Source organism: Rosettibacter primus (assembly GCF_036860675.1).
Classification (GTDB): domain Bacteria; phylum Bacteroidota; class Ignavibacteria; order Ignavibacteriales; family Melioribacteraceae; genus Rosettibacter; species Rosettibacter primus.
The window spans coordinates 472,905-489,431 of sequence record NZ_JAYKGK010000001.1; the positions used below are offsets into that span (position 1 = coordinate 472,905).

Here is a 16,527-nt window from a genome sequence, read left to right on the forward strand (position 1 = left end):
ATAGAGGCTGTCTAAAAAGTAACTTTAAATCAAGTTAAATTAGTTTTATTAATTTTCTCAAGAAATTTTACTTTTTAGACAGCCACGTTTTTAATTAAAAACCTAACCTCTCCATATCAGCAACAAGAGATTTAACTGCATTAACAGAATTATTTAGCAATGCAGTTTCTTCTTCATTCAAGGATAATTCAATTACTTTCTCCACACCTTTTTTTCCTAAAACTGCAGGAACTCCAACATAGTAACCTTTAATTCCATATTCTCCATTTAAGTAAGCACAGGTTGGCAATACTCTGTTTTCGTTATTCAAAATTGATTTTGCCATTGCAATTGCGGCAGCTGCTGGTGAATAAAATGCAGAACCTGTTTTAAGTAATTTAACAATTTCACCTCCAGCCATTTTTGTTCTTTGGACAATTGCATCCATAACTTCTTTTGCTTTTTGAACATTATTATACTTTCTTTCGAGCAATTCCATTACTGGGATTCCATTAACATTTGCATGTCTTACAAGAGGAACCATAGTATCACCGTGTCCACCAAGAACAATTGCATTAACATTTTTAACCGATACTCCTAATTCCCATGAAATAAAAGTAGCAAAGCGTGACGAATCAAGTACACCAGATTGACCCATGACACGATAAGTAGGAAATCCACTAATTTTTTGAAAGAGTGTAACCATTGCATCAAGAGGATTTGAAATAACAATAACAATTGAATTTGGGGCATAAGTTTTAACATTCTCTGCAACAGTTTTCATGATGTTTGCATTGGTAACAAGTAAATCGTCTCTGCTCATTCCAGGCTTGCGTGGTAATCCAGCTGTAATAATAGTCAGGTCGGCTCCTTCGATATCTTTATAATCATTAGTACCTTTAACAGAAACATCAAATAAATCGACACCTGCAGCTTCTGCAATATCAAGAGCTTTTCCTTGCGGTAAGTCTTCAACAATATCATAAAGTATTACATCACCCAATTCTTTTTGTGCAATAAGTTGAGTTAAAACGCCACCAATTTGCCCCCCTCCAATTAGAGCAATTTTTTTTCTTGCCATATTTTACCTCATATTTTATAATTAGATTTTCAGATAAAATATATGGAAATAAATTAGAATTTCACAACAAATAATTATTGGCAGAATAGATTTATTTCAATTTCAAAACTAAAACTGTTTCGGTTCCCTCTTCAGAAAATTGATAATACAAATCATCAAGAAAAGATTTCATGATATGAATACCTCGACCACTATCCTTAAGAATATTTTCATCTTTAGTTGGGTCTGGAACTGAATTTAAATCAAATCCTTTTCCTTCATCTTTTATCCTGATAACCATTTTTGAATCATTCACATCAATTCTAATTTTTATTTTTTTATTCGTGTCACACTTATTTCCATGAATGATGCTGTTTGATAGTGCTTCCGAAAATGATAAAGAAAGATTATTAAATTTTTCCGGATTCATACCCGATTTTTTAGCTATATCAATTACAAATTTATCCAGTGTTGGAACTATTTCTGGATTGCTTTCAACTTCTTTATAATATGTTTTAATTGACAAATCGAATATCTCCTAAACTTTGGCAAAAATATAACGAGTTATTAATTATAGCAAACTATTAAAAATTGTATGACAATCTCATATTAAAATTTGCATTCTCTCTTTTATTTTGACTTTCTGTTTTAATAAATTCATACCAACCATACAATCGAAAGTTAATATCCCCTGATGCATCATAATTAATTTCTAAAACCGGTCCTATACTAAGGTAATCTGATAATTTATTTTTCTCCATTCCCTTTTTGAAATTATAAGTCGATAAAGAAAAATATCTTAAACCTGGTCCTACGCTCATACTGAAATAATTAAAAACTATTTTCGATTCAATATATTGTTCACTTAAATAACGCAATGGTTTGCTTGTAAAATTTGACCACTGGAAATCTCCTTGTTCAGATAATTTGATATAACCATTTATTATAAAAAATAAATTTTTCTTTATCATTATCGAAGAAGAATCCCGATATATAAACTGTCTGAATGAATAACTTTTGTAATTTGGATTTAATTTTTCATAATCAAATACAGTATAATTAGCAGAAACTTCAGCACTATTTGAAGTAACAAAATTTCTGAATTTAATTATTCCTCCCGAAGAAAATCTGATTATTCTTTGAACATTATTGTTTGAACTTCGCTCTGAAAATATATAAACAATTTTGTTTAAGCTGCCTTCAAGATTCATAAAAGCTCTGAAATTAGAGCTAATTTTTTTTTCATATAAAATTCTGCCCATACTAAGTAATTCATCTCTATCATCATAATTATCTTGACTTGGTGTATCATATTTTAATTTACGATGAAAAAGGCTAAATGTTAATCTGTCTTTACTTGTAATTTCAAAATTCGAGTTTAGAGTTAAATTAACTGTTTGCGATATATTATTTTTTAATGACTCCGATTTTTCTCTTTCATTAAAAATTATTTCGCTAATGCCTTCAATTTTTCTTGGTTGATGTTTTTCTTCTCTTTCTGAGACCGCAAATTTTAAAGATAAATTCAGATTATCAAATTTATATTCTGCGGATGAAATTAAATCAAGCCTTAATTCTTTTATCTTAGAATCAAAAGAACTGCTTGAAATATTTTTTAAACTAATGTATCGTGTGGTTCTTTCTATATTTCTTAAATATATTCTTCCCTGTATATCAATATACAAATTAGAATTTTGTGGATTAATTTTGATTTTATCCTGCAATAGATAATTGGTTTCTTCACGACTTTGAATATTATTAATAATATTAAATTCTGCTGCAGTAACTTCATCGGCAGTGAAATAAAAATCTTTCCTTTGATTGGAAAGATATAATGAAATAGTATTATTAAAACCTTCTTCAAATTTATTGTCAAAATCAATGCTAAAATATCTCAATAAATTTTTTCTTGGCGAAATGTCTTCATTTTGATATTTCATAAAAGAATTAACATTAAAATCTCCAAGAAGAAAATTATTTAATAATAATTCAGAGCCATAAATAAATCCTTTATCTTCCTCCCCAATTTGATTATTTGAAGAAATGCCAAGAAATGGAACCATTTCAAAATTTTTAATTGGTTTATATTTTAAAAACAGTGAGGAATTGAGTAAAGAAGTTTTATTAATCGAAACCTGGCGATTGTCTGAATAAAGATTATTTTTTATAAAAACACCGGCAGAAAAATTATCAGTAAAATTGTATTGAGTTAATAATCTTAACAGCTGTTCATCTTTTATATTTTTTAAAGCAGTAGAAATAATTGTGGAATTAAAATTTTCATTCATTCCAATAAAATATTTTGAACCTCTCAGAAAGTATTTTAGCTGAGTATTAAATGAATATGTATTAAGCTGTTTATCAACATTATTATTCAATAACTTAACTAAATAATTTGAAGCAGATAATTCGGAGCTGTCTTTTTCTACCTGAGATAAAGCTGTCATATTAAAAAATAAAAAAATTAGGAGCAGTTTAATCGAGAAAATTAAATTATTTTTTTCTGATGATGTAAAATTCATCAAAGTTCATTAAAATTATTTTGGAATAAAAGTAAAAGAAAAAGTCTCGCTGCTGCTGTTTGGTTCATCTTTTTGTGTAAAAGTTAGTATTCTCCAGTAATAAGTATTGTTTGGTTCCAAATAAATATTTGGAAGATAAATTGTAATTAAAGTATCAGTTTTATCTGAGCTGAAATCATATTCATAAATGGTTCCATAAACAGGATTTCGCTGAATGATTAATTTATAATCGGCGGCTAATGAAACTGTTCTGAATTTAAATTCACCTATTAAATTAACCACAGAATTATTCAAAGGAAAAATTAAAACTGGTTTGTTCAGAATAACATCTGAAACAGAATTAGTTGGTTCACTTTTAAGGCCACCTTTATCAACAGCAATTATTGAATATGAATATTTCTTAAGCAATTTCAATTCTTTTTTATCTATATAATAATTATTTGATGAAGTGTCAATCAGGTTGGCGGGAATTATATTTACAGTGTTTCCTGTATCTCTATAAATTTCGTAGTAGTTAATGTCGTTATCAATAGATGGGCTCCAGTTTAACAAGATATATTTTTCATCATCAATATTTCTTGCACGCGCTTTTACATATTGCGGTCTTAGGGGTTTGTAAATATTTTTTGGTTGCGCAGAAACAATCTGGCTGAATTTACTTTCTCGGTGAAATTTATCTACAGCATTAATTTTGTAATAATAGATTGAATCATAATCAAGATTCACATCAATAAAATAATTATTTGTAGTTAATTTAATAAAAACAAAATGCAGAGTATCATTTTTACTTCGAAATATTGAATAGCAATAAATATCAGGTTCATTATTTGGCTGCCAGGATAATCCCACCTGTCCATCAAATGCGGCATAAACTATCAGATTAACTGGAGCAGCAGGTGGCAATCCATCATCTGATAACTCTGTAATTTCATTGCGTGAACAGCTTATCAACACAAAAACTATGAAAAACAAAAAAATATTTTTAAAGCTTAACACTTTCTCCTCTTTCTGGTATCAAAACAGATTTAAATCCAATCGACTGAAGATTCGATTTGAAAATTAATTGTTGTTCTTTTTCGCCATGAACAAGAAAAATATTTTGCATTCTGCTTTTATCAAACTTTGAACAATAATCAATCAATTCTTTTGAATCAGCGTGAGCACTGTATGAATCTATGACTATCACTTCTGCATTAAGTTTATATTCATCACCAAAAATTTTTATCACTTCATTTTTTTCAACAATTTTTCGTCCAAGTGTATTTTCTGCCATAAAACCTACAATCAATATAATATTGTTTGGATTTTCAACATTATTTGCTAGATGATGAAGAATTCTGCCTGATTCACACATTCCCGAACTTGATATGATTATGCAAGGTTCATTAATACTATTTAATTTTTTTGATTCTTCTACTTCGGATATGTATTTAAGTCTATTAAATCCAAAAGGGTCTTCTCTTTTCAAAATAAATTCACTTATTTCAAAATCAAAACATTCAGTATGCATACGATATACATTAGTTGCATTAACAGATAATGGGCTATCAACATAAACAGGTATTTCTGGTGATTTGTTGTTTTCAAATATTTTGTGAATTGAATAAACAAGTTCCTGCGTTCGTCCAACACTGAATGCCGGAATTAGAATTTTACCTTTCCGTTCATAAGCTTTCTGAATTATCAATGCTAATTCATCTTCTGCATCTTTAATATCTTTATGAAATTTTCCGCCATATGTGCTTTCGCAGATAAAAAAATCAACATCAGGAATTTTTTCAGGGTCTTTTAATATTGGCATATTCATTCTTCCCAAATCACCAGAAAATCCAAGATTAATTATTGTTCCATTTTCATTTATTTTAAGAAATACAATTGATGAACCGAGAATATGTCCAGCATCAAAAAATGTTAAGTTAATTCCTGGATAAATTTCAAATTCTCTGTGATAATTTAGTCCAATAAAATGTTTTAATGTATTTAATGCATCTTCATGAGTATAAAGAGGTTCAAATAAATTTTGTCCTTTCTTTTTTCTTTTTTTATTTACGAACTCCACATCTTTAACCTGAATATGTGCGCTATCCTGCAGCATAATTGAAGCTAAATCTCTTGTTGCAAAAGTTGAAAAAATTTTCCCGTCAAAACCCTTTTTAATTAAAGAAGGCAAATTACCTGAATGATCAATATGAGCATGTGAAAGAATTACAAAATCAATTTCTTTTGGGTCGAAAAATTCAAAATTTCGGTTAAGTTCAAAAGCTTCTTTTCTTTTACCTTGAAATAAACCACAATCAAGTAAAAATTTTTTCCCATTAGCTTTAATTAAATGCATTGAACCTGTTACAGTTTGAGCTGCTCCGATAAATTGAAGTTCCATAATATTCTCCGAATAATTATTGAGGAAAAATTTTTGAAAGGAATTTTATGTTCGAATGATTTTATAATTTTTATAGCCATAGTAAATTTCTTTAGCTGCAGTTTTAATAACTGTAGCAGCCGGGACTGCCAGTAACATTCCAAATACTCCAAGTAACTTTCCACCAATTAGAACTAAAATAATTATTATTAATGGGTGCATATCTGTGCTTTTGGAAAATACTTTCGGTTGTATGTAGCCATTGTCAAATATATAAACTAAAGCAAACATGAGAATAATTTTGGGAAGCATCGAAAAATTTCCTAATTGAATTATTGAAATAATTATGGCAGGAATTCCACCAATTACAGGACCAAAGTAAGGAATTAAGTGACCTACTCCAGCAATAAATCCTATTGAAACAGCATTATTGATACCAAGAATAGAAAGCCCAATTCCTGCTAAAATGCCAACAATTGCTGCGTCAAGAATCCAACCTCTAACAAACCTTCCAAGTTGAATTGAAATTTTTTTTATAACCCAATACGAAACTTCAAAATATTTGTTTGGCATGATATTGATGATGCCTTTTATAATTTTTTTATTATCCTTAAGTAAGAAAAATGTTATAAAGGGAACAATCACCAAAAGAGCAAGAATTGAAAATATGCTGTACAAAATGCTGCTTACATTATTTATCCATCCAAATAATAAATTCTGAAATTCAATTGAGACTCGATTAATCAGATTCTGTGTATTTAAGAATGGAAATAATTTCTGAATGAATAACTCTATGCTTTTAAAAATTGAAGATAAACTCTCAGGTGTAATTATCTGTGCAAGTGAATTCATTTGATTAAAAACTTTAGGGAGCAGATATGAAAAAATTAATAACAATAAAGAACCACATAAAAGAAATACTAACAGAACAGATATCAATCTATTAAAGCCCTGCTTTTCAAGAAAATCGACTGCTGGATTTAAAATCATTGCAATTAATAAAGACACAATTAAGATAGCAAGTATATCAGAAAAAATTACAGATAGAAAAATGAAACAAAGAAGAAAAATAAAAATCCATAAATATTTTCTAATATCTATTTGACTAACTTTTTGCTTCATAAGCATTTAACTTGATTATTATAAAATTCATACAAATATAATCATTGATAAAATAAAATATCTGAAAAATCATCATTCAATAAATTTAATTATAAATTAGTTACTATTTAATCTATATTTGAATACTAAAAAATATTAATTAAGGAAAAATTTTATGGCAGAAATTGAATTACTCAAACAAATCAGAGAAAAAGCATCCCAAAAGAAAAAAACTATTGTACTCCCCGAATCGCACGATGAAAGAGTTTTGCGTGCTGCAGAAATTTTAACAAAAGAAAATATTGCATCAATCATAACTCTTGGCAACGAAGAAAAAATTAGGACAGATGCGAAAAAACTAAATGTTGATTTGCAAGGAATTAGAATTATTGACCATGAAAAATCTGATAGGTTAAGCGATTTTGCTAACATCTTTTTTAATTTACGAAAACATAAAGGTGTAACAATTGAACAAGCAAGAGAAACAATAAAAAGAGATATTTTCTTTGCAGGAATGATGGTTCGAGAAGGAATGGCTCACGGAAGTGTATCTGGTTCCTATGCAACAACTGCAGATGTAACACGGGCTGCAATATTTTGTGTCGGATTAAAAGAAGGGATTTCCATTTTATCAAGTTTCTTTTTGATGGTTTATCCCGATAAAATTTACAGTTTTGCCGATTGTGCAGTTAATCCAAACCCTGATGCAAGTCAATTAGCAGATATTGCAATTTCCACAGCTGATAATCATAAAAAATTAACCGGTGAAGAACCATACATTGCAATGTTATCCTTTTCTACTAAAGGGAGTGCAGAACATGAAATGGTTGATAAAGTGCGTCAGGCAACAAATTTAGTAAAAGAGAGAAGACCTGATTTAACTGTAGATGGCGAACTTCAATTTGATGCTGCAATTGTAGAATCAGTTGGAAAGAAAAAAGCTCCAGGAAGTCCTGTAGCAGGAAGAGCAAATGTTTTGATATTTCCGGATTTGAATTCTGGAAATATAGGTTATAAAATTGCTCAAAGACTAGGTAACGCTGAAGCAGTTGGACCGATTAATCAAGGATTAAAAAAACCATTCTTTGATTTATCCCGCGGCTGCAGTGTAGACGATATTGTTAATACAGCTGCCATTGCATGCTTAATGGCTGAATAAAAAATTTTGAGAAGGTCAAGAAATTATTAGATATTTTAATTGAGAAATCTACCTAATCTGTAAAACATGCAAGTAACATTTATTAAACTCTGTGGTACTCTGTGTAACTTTTTGTTACATAGAGTCCCACAGATTTTGTTACCAAGTTCTTCGATAATAAAAGATATAATACTGATGACAGATAATCTGAAATTGGCAATTAACATCTCAATACTAAATTTCTTTAAATTAATTTTTTGTTTTTCCCATCCAATCAAGATTTTTCAAATCACCAAAATGCTCTCGAAAAATCCTGTAATACATTAGCTCTTCTTTTGAATTAATTACCCAACCATTTTTTAAGATTCTCTCCGATTTAAATTCAGAATCAGTAATTTTTTTATCAGCATAATCAGATAAAAATTCACCTACTCCCGCACCTTCCCAAAATTTAGCCTTTGTTCGATTTAAAATTTTCACAGGCAGATGATTTTTCATTGCTAATCTCAGTATCCATTTTTCAGTTCCATTATAAATTTTATATTCAGGAGGAATTTTCATAACATAATTAACAACATCTAAATCGAGAAAAGCTACATGAGCTACGGTTCCAAAAGCAGATGCACAGCGATCAACCCTTTGTAACGCAGTATTATGAAGTCTATTTGTAATATCTACTAATTCATCATTAAGTTTTGAAATTGGCAATTCTTTTAAGAAATGGTAACCGCCAAAAAGTTCATCTCCGCCTTCGCCAGAAAAAACTTGTTCGACATAATTAGAAGCTTCTTTAGCAGTCAAATAATTTGTAATACTCGATCTAACAAGTAAAGCATCAAATGATTCGAGGTAATAAATAACCTCAGGTAATAAATGAATCATATCATTTACAGAAACAATAATTTCATGATGCTGGGATTTTAAATACTCGGCCATTACACGAGCATATTGTAAATCAGGCGCATCTTTTATTCCGGTTGAGAATGTATAAAGTTTATCGACATGCATCCTAGCTAATGAAGCAAGAACACTTGAATCTAACCCACCTGATAACCAGCTGCCTATTTCATTCCCATTAATTCGTTTCTTGACTGAGTTTTCCAAAAGCTTAAATAGCTGGTCTGCAATTTTTTGTGGTCCTTCTTTTAAGAATGAATTATTATTTAGCTGATAATACCTGATTAAATTATTATTAATTAATTTGTGACCTGGGGGAAGTTCAAAAATATTTTTTGTTGCTTCCATCAAACTTTTGACTTCAGATGCAAAACATATCACATTATCGTTAAATCCATAATATAACGGCGAAACTCCAATCTCATCTCTAAATAGCTCAATTGTATTTCCATTTTCTTTTGCATAAGCCAAATGTCCATCACCCAAATCATCTTTAATGATTTTTTCAACCTCACATATCTCGAGATCTCTCGATTGGTATTGAGTATTTACTATACCTAAAGTTGAATTTTGTGTGGAAAATATTTTTTTACCAAACTTACCCCGATGTGAAATTTTGTTTAGCATTTTTTCAACTAAATCAAATTGATTTGGTTTATTTATTCCAGCAATTCCAGACATAATTACTCCTTTTATTTATTATAACATTTATGATATTTAGTATTTATAGACTGCTTCGTCATTTCGCTCCTTGAGGCTGTGTCGTAATATGATTTTTGTTATATATAACTCAACCCCTCGTGCATTAATTTAAAAGTCCCTCTCTTCTCAAGAGAGGGATTTAGGTGAGTATACAATATGATTGAATTACGACACAGTCTCCTCGCAACGACTGTTTCGCTTTATCATTACGAGCAAAACGATGTAATCTATATAGAATAGATATCATGTAGATTCTTAGGCGGATTTAAGAATGACAAATAACATCAAGCAACACAAAATCATTTTTAGCAAAGTAAAGAATCTCTTAGAAATTAATTTGTTTTAGATTCTTCGTCGAATGACAAGAAAGGATAAAATAATCAATCTGAGCCAAGTGAAGAATCTTTTTAATATTACATATAAATTAGATTACTTCGGGACTTTGTCCTTCGCAATAACTACCTTTTAATTTACTATATATTAAAAAATTTCTTTAACCTTTCTTTTTCTGTTAAAATATTTCCAGTGTTTTCATCAATTGCATACCATGCACCGTTTATCAAATTTGTCTTAATTTTACCACAAAGATTAGGATTACCAACAAAATGTGGTGTATCCAGTATTCCGATTTTAATTGCTGAAGCTAATACTTTTGGATCACACAGAGGATCATCACTCATTTCTTGTCCAAATTTTTTTATAACTTCTAACAGAACACGTGCCTCTTCAATCAATTGATTTTTTCTGTCAATTATATTTCTATCATTTGTAACATCAGGAAGTCCATTCAAAGTATTTTGAATTACTCCGTGAACAATATTGCAGCTTTCGATTAGTTCTTCTGGATAAACTGCATGATCGCCTTCACAATAAGCAACGACATGGAGAATATGAGGTTGAAGTGAAAGGCTGATTAAAGCTGATGCAGCAAGCTGCCCTTTAGCAATTTGCGGATTAGGAGAAAAATGTGCAATCCCCGCACGAACTTCTCTGTAAATTCTGAAATTATCATCTCTTAATTCTTCAATAAGTTTATTCTTTGCTAACATTTTTGCAATATCCATTTGTGGTGAAGTTCCTGGTGGAGTATTAAACATATATTGAGCGACATAATCTTTTACACCCATTTTTTTAGCATTATAAGCAGCTAAAAATGCCATAGTAACAGCAAGTGAATCGTGAGCATCACGCAAACTCCATTGGTGCGATTCGTTTACTTCAACAGGAATATTGTGTTCAGCATACCATTTCATAGCAGATTGATTTTCTGCAATGGAAACTTCAAGTGGTCTTTTTGACCTACCATCCATCACACTATACCAGGTCAATGGAATAGCAGCCCAGGCATTATTAATTGTTTCTACACTCATCTCAGCCCATTTGAGCAGATCATTGGTTCCACTATAACAACGCATTAAAGGATAATTTCCACATCTGGATGCTTCATAAATTGCTCTTAAGTCTTCTGGTATTCTTACAGGAACACCACCAGCACCATCAAGCTCTGGTTTCATTAATTCAGGGTGAAAGAAAAATTCCTGTGCATTCTGGTCTGTACCGATTGAAATGACATCTAATACTTGTGCTTCAGCTATTTTTTTTACTCCTTCAATTGTCTCTTCCAATGATGGTCTACCAAAATGATGCCTTATTATTGGATAAGGATACTTGAGTTTTATTCTTTCAATTAAAGTTTGAGGAAATATTTCCTGCTGATTTGCGGTTTGTGAACCTCTCAAATAAGCTTTTATCTCATCTATAATCTCGGTTCCATCAAATACTTTATCAAAGATTTTTTTATTTCTTGCAGCTATAGCAACAGAAGGGGTCCCACCAAAAATAAATTTTATATTGTGAAGAGATTTTTTATCAATTAATTCTTTCAAAGAATCAAAAAGATTTTCTGCAACTTCTGGTGTAAGGCGATAACTCACAGCAACAATATCAGGAGTGTGTTTTTCAATTTCAGCAGATAATCTTTCAATCGGTACAGCTGGACCAAGTGAAATAGTTTTGAATCCTTCAAACTCTGCTAATCTTAAAAAGTGATTCAATCCACCAATGTGGACACAATTTCCTAAGGCACATCCAAGTATTAATTTTTTATTTTTCATTTTAAATCCTCATTATTTGTTACTTTTCTCCAATTGCAAGTAATCTCAGTTCTTTCAAAGTCATATTCTGAATGTTCAATCTTTCTACTGTCCTTCCTTCTTTCCAGTAATCTGTTTGTGTTAAAATTGATGCAAGATGAATAATTGCATCAATAGTTGGAGTTTGCACACCAAATTTTTTACCGACTGATGAAATTGGTACTAAACTCATTGGAACATCTTCAGTTATATATCTCATATTTAATCTATTTGGCGCTTTAATTCCTCTGTAACCCGGGTTTGCTTTCATTGCACCATATAAATTTTCAGCTACAGCATTATAAGCAAGATAAAGCCACTCACGAGCTGTAATGGCTCGTATACCAAGTGCTTCAGCTACCTTAACTCTTTCTTCATCAATTTTTTCTAAAACTTTTGTAACTGAAGGAGTAGCTCCTTCAACATAAAATTGGAATTCAGCGTCATCTTCAATCCAACCGGCGTTTAATACACAAAGTGTAGGATGAAAAACTGCTCCAATGTTATCGAAGCTGGTTTTGAAGATATTATCCCCTGGAACAAACTGAGGATAAGCTAAACGAATTTTTTTTAATACTTCTGGAATTAAATGTGCACGTATTGAAGCAAGAGGGATCGAATTCTTAATTCTGAAAATATGCACCTGACCAGGATTAGTTGCTCTTGAGGCGTAAATGAAAGTTTGTGTTTCAGCAATTATTACATCCGCTTTAACATTCATCAGATTTAGAACTTGTTTGAATTCTAAAGCTCCAAAAGTTCTTCCTGGATTCAGAATAACAATCTGACCATCTTTCAAATGAGGTGCAGAAATCTCTGCTATGTGTCGATGAGCGTTGGCAGGAACAACAACCATAATAATATCTACATCATCGATTGCTTCACCTATATCAGTTGTAGCCAAATTTACAACACCAAATCCTTCAAGTCCAAAATCACTTTCAATACTAATACCGCCAGTAGAATGAATTCCCCAAAGTCTTTCTTTTGAACGATTATATAAATTTACTTGAAAACCCATTAAAGCTAAATGACCAGCCATCGCAAGTCCGCCATGCCCAGCTCCAATAACCGCAAATTTTGGTTTATAATTTGCATTTTCCATAACACCTCCTTCATCTTTCATATTTTTGAGAGTATAAGAATATTTAGAAATGTATGCTAATACTTTAAGTAAGCACTATAATCTTTAACAGATATTACTTTTGCAATGGTGATTTTTCTATTAATAATAAATTTTTTATCTAATGTCAACAAAATTATCATGTAAAAGAGCTTAACAACAAACTCAATTACTTTTCACCATATATAGTGATACTTACAATTCCAGAGTTGCTTTTTAGGAAATTCATTAATTCTTTTTCGTACAAGAAATTTTTTAGGAGTGATTCAGGAAGTGATATTTTCTTTTCTTTTTTAATAATAATGTTTTTAAAATTTGTTTCTAATATAATTTTGATATATTCGTTTTTTTGTAATGCACCTGCAACGCAACCAACATACAACTCAGCAGATTTTTTCAATTCTACTGGCAATTCGCCTTCTACAACAATATCTGATATACAAAAATATCCTGATGGTTTTAATACACGATATATTTCTGAAAAAGCTTTCTTCTTGTCAGGAACAAGATTTAATACACAATTACTTATCACAACATCTATACTTTCATTTTCAACTGGAAGGTTTTCGATTTCACCTAATCTAAATTCAACATTTTTATAACCAAGCTTTTCTTTATTTATGTTTGCTTTCTGAATCATCTCTTCTGTCATATCAATTCCAATTACTTTTCCATTTTCTCCGACATAATTTCGTGCTATAAAAACATCGTTACCAGCACCACAACCCAGATCAAGAACTACATCGCCCTGTTTTATATTTGCAAATTCTGTTGGTAAGCCACATCCTAAACCCATGTCGGCTTCTTGAAAATAACCAACAAGATTTTTGTAATCATCCCCTATCATTGAATATTGACTATCTGTTCCACAGCAAGAAGCTTTTGGTCCACAACATCCTTGATTATTTGATTTTGCTATTTGACCATATTTTTCTTGAACGATTTTTTTAATCTCTTCATTCATAAAATTAACTTACTCTTTTTTTAATAATTTCAAAAAGTAAAATACCAGTTGCAACAGAAACATTGAGTGAATTAATTTTTCCCTTCATTGGAATTTTTACGAGGAAATCACAGTTATCTGCAACAAGCTTGTGAATTCCTTTTTCTTCATTTCCAACAACAAGTGCAATGGGCAGTTTATAATCTATCTCTGTATAATTATTTGACTTTTCTGATAAATATGAACCCACAATCCAGAATCCTTCATCTTTAAGGAGTTGAATAGTACGATTGAGATTTTTGACTTTAGAAATTTTAACATGTAAAAGTGCCCCAGCAGAAGATTTTTCCACAGTCTCATTTATTGGTGCAGTATTATTAGTTGTGATTATTATTCCATCAACTCCAGAACATTCAGCAGTTCGAATCAGTGCACCAAGATTGTGAGTATCCTGAATAGAATCAAGAAGAAGCAACAATGGATATTTCGATTTCTTTGATTGCTCTATTAACTCATAAATATCATAAAATTTGTAATTTCTAATTATAGCTGCTACTCCCTGTGTATTATGACCTTGAAAAAGTTTATCAAACTTTTCCTTTGATAACTGGGTAATTTTTATTCCGCGACTTTTTGCTGCAGCATATATTTGATTGATTATTTCACCATGTTGTCCATAAGCAAGATAAATTACTTCAATATCGATATCAGAATTAATAGCTTCAAGTACAGGCTTGCGTCCAAAAATTTTTTTCAATTATTACTCCATATAATTAAAATGATTCGGGGAAAGTGAATTCTTCTTTTGCTATTTCAAATTTGCAAAAGAAACGATTGTTTTTCTTTTTCGGTATGAATTCTTTAATTAACTTAATTTCTTTATTGAAAATATTAAAATGAAATTCAGCGGAATTGATTGCCCCATCTTGCTTTACAACATTAACTGTGTAATCTCCTGTCAATGTATCAAGCAGAATCTCTTTTCTTGCTGGAGCAATTTGCGGAACTGTATCCATTCTGACAATTAAACCTGTAATCACAAAATATAGAACATTTTTTTCGTGAATAGTTTCTACTGATACTTCATAAGTAAAATTAGTAAACTCGACATTTGTCTCAATTAAAAAGGCTGTGAATTGTTTTTTAAGTTTTGCATCATACTTATAATATGCTTTACAAATAAATTCAAGTTTGTCAGGTTTTTTCAATGGGACAGAGGCAATAATAGCCTCAGGCTTTTTCTTCCTTGTCTTTGGAATTTTAGGAATCTCTTTTACTTTTCTTAGAGGCAATTATTTCTCCATTAAAATAGAAATTAATTTATTTATATCTTCAACAGAAATATTTGTTTGTTCCCCATTTGACATATTTTTCAGAACAAGATAACCATTTCGAAATTCTTCTCCACCTACAATTAAAGTATATCGTGAATTGAATTTGTTTGCCTCTCTCATCTGTGCTTTCAAACTTCGTTCTAGATAATCTAATTCCACTGACAAATTTGATTCTCTTAATTTAACTGCCAAGTTAAAAGCAAATTCAGAAAGATTTTTTTCAATTGTCACAATGTACAAATCTATTTTTTCTTCTTCTGTATTGATAGTGTTTTCATTTTCACAAGCAAGCAAAATTCTTTCTATGCCAGCAGCAAATCCAACGCCTGGTAAATCTGGTCCTTCAAGTTCTTTTGAAAGTCCATTATATCTTCCCCCGCCGCAAAGTGCGCTTTGAGCTCCTACGCTCGAACTTATAATTTCAAATGTAGTATGAGTGTAATAATCAAGTCCACGAACCAACTTTGCATCTATTTCAAATGGGACATGAGCATTAAGAAGCGCTCTCTTAACTTTTTCAAAATGTTCAAGACTTACATCATCAAGATATTCAACCAGCAAAGGTGCATTTGCCATAATTTTTTGATCTTGTTCTTCTTTGCTGTCGAATATTCTTAGTATGTTAGTATCAAATCTTTTTTTGCTGTCGTGCGATAAATCATTATAATAATCGTTAAGATATTCTCTAAGTATTTTTTTATAATTTTCTCTTGATTGTGGAACACCAATTGAATTTATTTTTACACTCAAATTTTTCAATCCAAGTTTTTTCAAAATATTGTATGCAATAATTATCATCTCAGCATCAAGCAGAGGATTATTGCTACCAATTGCTTCGGCTCCAAATTGATGAAATTGACGCAATCTTCCTGCTTGAGGTCTTTCCTGTCGAAACATTGGTGATATATAAAAAAATTTGTTTAAGCTCTGCTTTTTGAAAAGTGAGTGTTCTATCAATGCACGAACAACAGATGCTGTCATTTCTGGTTTAAGAGTAATGCTCGTTCCGCTTCTATCAAGAAATGTATACATTTCCTTACTCACAATATCCGTTGTCTCCCCAATTCCTCTGGCAAAAAGTTTTGTCTCTTCAAAGATTGGCGTTCGTATTTCTTTGTAATTAAATTTTGTCAGAGTTGTAATGACAATCTCTTCTAAGTATCTCCATTTATAAATTTCATCTGGAAGAATATCTTTTGTTCCGGTTATAGCTTTAATCATCAGGCAGGATTCCTAA

General features: G+C 30.6%; 14 protein-coding genes. 1 reads left to right on the forward strand and 13 read right to left on the reverse strand.

Translation table 11 applies throughout. The annotated features are described in order from the left end of the window. Positions 1-94: 94 nt before the first annotated feature. The 6 genes from mdh to VJY32_RS02080 form a co-directional block, all read right to left on the reverse strand. Entirely contained in the window at positions 95-1,060 is a 966-nt protein-coding gene (gene mdh / locus VJY32_RS02055; RefSeq protein WP_353676212.1) for a malate dehydrogenase, read from the reverse strand. A 91-nt stretch (positions 1,061-1,151) separates the two neighbouring features. Continuing rightward, the gene (locus VJY32_RS02060; RefSeq protein ID WP_353676213.1) at positions 1,152-1,565 is read right to left on the reverse strand and encodes an ATP-binding protein; all 414 of its coding nucleotides are present in this window, start codon (positions 1,563-1,565) and stop codon (positions 1,152-1,154) included. A gap of 58 nt (positions 1,566-1,623) precedes the next feature. Next, positions 1,624-3,486 carry a hypothetical protein gene (locus VJY32_RS02065; protein WP_353676214.1) on the reverse strand — a complete coding sequence of 621 codons (1,863 nt, stop codon included), beginning with the start codon at positions 3,484-3,486 and terminating at the stop codon, positions 1,624-1,626. Positions 3,487-3,576: 90 nt separating this feature from the next. Further along, on the reverse strand, positions 3,577-4,557 hold the full coding sequence (locus VJY32_RS02070) for a fibronectin type III domain-containing protein (protein WP_353676215.1): 981 nt from the start codon (positions 4,555-4,557) through the stop codon (positions 3,577-3,579). Beyond that, the gene (locus VJY32_RS02075) at positions 4,544-5,941 is read right to left on the reverse strand and encodes an MBL fold metallo-hydrolase RNA specificity domain-containing protein (protein WP_353676216.1); all 1,398 of its coding nucleotides are present in this window, start codon (positions 5,939-5,941) and stop codon (positions 4,544-4,546) included. Before VJY32_RS02075 ends, VJY32_RS02070 begins: the two co-directional genes overlap by 14 nt. A 45-nt stretch (positions 5,942-5,986) precedes the next feature. Further along, positions 5,987-7,042 (reverse strand): AI-2E family transporter, encoded by a 1,056-nt coding sequence (locus VJY32_RS02080; protein WP_353676217.1) that lies wholly within the window; start codon positions 7,040-7,042, stop codon positions 5,987-5,989. A gap of 163 nt (positions 7,043-7,205) precedes the next feature. Here VJY32_RS02080 and pta point away from each other — a divergent pair, with 163 nt between their 5' ends. After that, complete coding sequence (gene pta, locus VJY32_RS02085) at positions 7,206-8,180, forward strand: phosphate acetyltransferase (protein ID WP_353676412.1); 975 nt, start codon at positions 7,206-7,208, stop codon at positions 8,178-8,180. Between the two features lie 228 nt (positions 8,181-8,408). On the opposite strand, the gene VJY32_RS02090 is transcribed toward pta, so the two are convergent. From VJY32_RS02090 to hisS, 7 genes are all read right to left on the reverse strand, one after another. Then, positions 8,409-9,737, reverse strand: a complete 1,329-nt coding sequence (locus VJY32_RS02090; protein ID WP_353676218.1) for an asparagine synthase-related protein — start codon at positions 9,735-9,737, stop codon at positions 8,409-8,411. A gap of 494 nt (positions 9,738-10,231) precedes the next feature. Further along, complete coding sequence (locus VJY32_RS02095; RefSeq protein ID WP_353676219.1) at positions 10,232-11,872, reverse strand: cobalamin-dependent protein; 1,641 nt, start codon at positions 11,870-11,872, stop codon at positions 10,232-10,234. A gap of 19 nt (positions 11,873-11,891) precedes the next feature. Then, positions 11,892-12,995, reverse strand: a complete 1,104-nt coding sequence (locus VJY32_RS02100) for an NAD/NADP-dependent octopine/nopaline dehydrogenase family protein (RefSeq protein WP_353676220.1) — start codon at positions 12,993-12,995, stop codon at positions 11,892-11,894. Positions 12,996-13,182: 187 nt separating this feature from the next. Further along, a complete protein-coding gene (arsM, locus tag VJY32_RS02105) occupies positions 13,183-13,977 on the reverse strand; it encodes an arsenite methyltransferase (RefSeq protein WP_353676221.1) in 795 nt (264 codons plus the stop codon). Positions 13,978-13,981: 4 nt separating this feature from the next. After that, positions 13,982-14,713 carry a 23S rRNA (guanosine(2251)-2'-O)-methyltransferase RlmB gene (rlmB, locus tag VJY32_RS02110; RefSeq protein ID WP_353676222.1) on the reverse strand — a complete coding sequence of 244 codons (732 nt, stop codon included), beginning with the start codon at positions 14,711-14,713 and terminating at the stop codon, positions 13,982-13,984. A gap of 16 nt (positions 14,714-14,729) precedes the next feature. After that, positions 14,730-15,248, reverse strand: coding sequence for a hypothetical protein (locus tag VJY32_RS02115; protein WP_353676223.1), 519 nt, complete (start codon positions 15,246-15,248; stop codon positions 14,730-14,732). Then, positions 15,249-16,511: a histidine--tRNA ligase gene (gene hisS, locus VJY32_RS02120; RefSeq protein ID WP_353676224.1), complete on the reverse strand. Its 1,263-nt coding sequence runs from the start codon at positions 16,509-16,511 to the stop codon at positions 15,249-15,251. It abuts the gene before it with no gap. Positions 16,512-16,527 lie beyond the last annotated feature (16 nt).